The following is a 2,893-nucleotide window of genomic DNA, read 5'->3' on the forward strand; positions in this document are numbered from 1 at the left end:
GCCGGTGGCCGTATCCAGCGTGTACACGCGCGAGGTTGGCCCGCTGAAGCTGAAGGTCGGCACCTGTTGCCAGCGTCGCAACACGGTGTCGGCGCCGGCCGTGGTCGAGGACGGTGTCACCGTGAGTGCCAACTCCTCGCCAGCGGCGCCCGGGTCGGGCTGCATGCCCGCGGGTTCGGCGACGTCCAGCGCCACATCGACCAGCACCGGCGCGTGGGCGATCTGGAAGGTCTGTAGCGGCTGCTCGTTGCTGGATCCGAGGATTTCCTCCAGCACGGTCGTGCGATTGCCGGCCATCACGGTGTTGGGATAGACGCCGTACACACGGATGTCCTGCCGCGGCCGTGGATTCTCGATGCGCAGCCAGCACGCCGACTGCGAGTACAGCGTCGCTGGCCGCAGGTTGTCCGGCAGCACGAAGCTGACGATGCCCGAGCGGGTCAGCCCAGCCGTGCCGTCGTCGACCGGCAAGGGTTGCCAGGCGTGACCGTCGTAGTACGACCACGGCAGCGCCGGACCGGCTTCCCCCCGTTCCCGCACCAGATGGAAATACAGCGTCAGCGTGCCGCCGGCGGTCGCGCGAACGAAGTCCTCCGGCGAGAATCCCAGGTGGCAGACGCTGTAGCGCCCTGCCACCGGCTTATAGGGCCGGAACAGGAAGCGACTCAACGCGAACGCGTTGTACGACCACAGGCTGTTTGGCGTGGCCACGTAGGTGTAGCTCAGCGTCAGCGACTGGATGTACGGCGGGGCGTAGCTGCTGGGTGTGTAGGTGTAGGAGAAGTTCACGCCCTCCTTGCTGGTGAGGTAGTCGATCACCTCCGCTTTCTTCGCCRCCGGCAGGATCTCGCCGGGAATCGCGTCGATGGTCGCCGCCACGCCCTGGGTCGTGATGCCGCCGATGTCGCCGTAGCCGCCGCTGGCGATAACCACGCGGATCCAGCGCCCTTCGTTGCCGGCCACCGTGGTGGGCTGGATGTCCGGACACAGGAAGCGCACGCAGGTCGGGCCATTCGGATTCCCGTGGCGCAACGCGGCAGTGGTGTCGACGAAGCCGTAGGACGCTACCTGCGCCGGCGTCCCGTTGAGCGCCTGCCAGGTCGAGCCATCCCAGAATTGCCARACCAGGGTGACCGGGTAGTCGGTGGCCACCTCGCTGAGCGCGAAGTTCAGGCAGATTTCCGCGCCCTGGCGCGCTAACAGTGCATCGCTACGAACATAGAAACCGTCTTCCACCTCCGGCGTCTGCCCGAAGGGATATGCGCCGTTGCGGATGTTGACCTGTACGGCGCCCGAGGACGCCGGTCCCGATGCGGCCTGCTCGGGCGGTATGCCGTCACCGGCCAGGGTGCAGCGCAGGCTGGTGATCACCGGCAGCTGCTCGGCAATGGCGCCGACCACGCGCACCAGCGGTGCAGGCTGTGTCAGTAGCCAGTAATGCGGCGGCTGGTCGTCGGCGCGCGGATCGGCGGTGAAACCTGTGCTACGTCCGTCGGCGACGTAGAGACCGGCTTCCAGTTGCGTCACCGTGAGCGGGCCAGCCGTCGGCGGCTGGAGGATGGTCGCGCTCAGCTGCATACCGCCTTCGGACACATTCACCGTAGCGGCTAGCGGATGCAGTGCGCCGTCGGCCCAGCGCTCGAAATACTCCGCGCGTAGCCGCTGGCCGGCGATATCCACCGTGATGCGCTGCAGGGAGGGATCGGGCTTGAACAGCGTTGAATCGCCGAGCATGAACCAGTGCGTCAGCGGCAGTTCCAGCGCCTCGTCCTCACCGGCCAGGAACAGTGGCATCGAACGTCCGGCGGCCAGGCCGTCGAATACGCTGATGTAGCGGTCCTGCGCCGGAACGATGGTGAGCAACGCGCTGAGTGTGGCCGGCATCACCGTGAGTGCGCGGTCGGTCTGAAAGCGAATCGTCTGCGTGGGAGTGTCCAGCACCGCGCTATCGATGGGCAGGTCGAACGATCCCTGCCGAGGCTGCAACACGAAGCTCAGCGGCGCCTGCGCAGCCAGAGGTGGACGCAGTTGCAGGCCGAGGAAGCGGAAGAAATCCAGTCGCCGCTGGTTGGGAATCTGGTTCTCCATCTGGCCGATGTAGCGCGCCAGGAGGGCGAACAGTTTCAGCAAGGCCAGCCCGGGGTCGTCATTGACTTGTTTTGCATCCGGCTCCTGCGCCATCCACACGGATGTCCACTCCGGCACGTACGCACGCGCGAGCTCCAGCGTCTGCTGGTAGAAGGCGTCGGCGCTGCGGAAGTCGAGCGTGGGGTTGGCGGCGGGATCGCTCATAACGTTTCGGATTTGCTCATGCGTGGCTCCAGGGCTCAGCTCTTCAGGTAAAACGGATAGACCAGGTTGTCTGGCCGGTTGCGATCGCGCACGACGTAGTCGACGGAGATCAGCATGCAGTCGGGCGCCGCCGGGTCGATGCTGGCCCCCACGCCGGCGACCTGGATGCGCGGCTCCCATTGTTCCAACGCCTCGCGCGCATACAGTTGCGCGAGGCTGAGGCTGGAGGCGTTGCCAGCGGCGAACACCAGCTCGTTGATGCGGCATCCGAACGTGGGCAGCATCACGCGCTCGCCGGGCGCTGTCTGAAGGATCAGCAGGATCGCCTGGCGGATGTCTTCGTCGTCCGCCGCGAACATCACGCTGCCGCCCTGCACCCGCACCGGGAACGCCCAGCCGCGACCCAGGAAGTCGTCGCCATTGCCGCGGATGGTGCTCATGCGCGCGTTCATCCGATCAGCACGTTCGCGACGCCGGCCACGACGACCAGTGGCATCGGCGCTTGCGGGCCCACCGGCGGGATGTCATGGCAGGTCTCGCAGAAATCGCCGGCGCGCGCCGCGCCGCGACCGTTGATGCGCACGGTGGCGCTGGCCATGAT

2 protein-coding genes are annotated in these 2,893 nt (G+C 66.8%); both read right to left on the reverse strand.

From position 1 onward, the window contains the following. A partial coding sequence (locus tag AC1DSN_RS20825; protein ID WP_477332615.1) for a baseplate J/gp47 family protein occupies positions 1-2,292 on the reverse strand: 2,292 nt, incomplete at its 3' end. Positions 2,293-2,327: 35 nt separating this feature from the next. Then, on the reverse strand, positions 2,328-2,744 hold the full coding sequence (locus AC1DSN_RS20830) for a GPW/gp25 family protein (protein WP_477296275.1): 417 nt from the start codon (positions 2,742-2,744) through the stop codon (positions 2,328-2,330). Positions 2,745-2,893 lie beyond the last annotated feature (149 nt).

This window comes from Luteibacter sp. P4_D7_3 (assembly GCF_056401735.1).

What these genes read in the sequence shown, in the direction of transcription:
- AC1DSN_RS20830 (WP_477296275.1), bottom strand. Translation starts at nt 2,744, where the DNA reads ATGAACGCGCGCATGAGCACCATCCGCGGCAATGGCGACGACTTCCTG.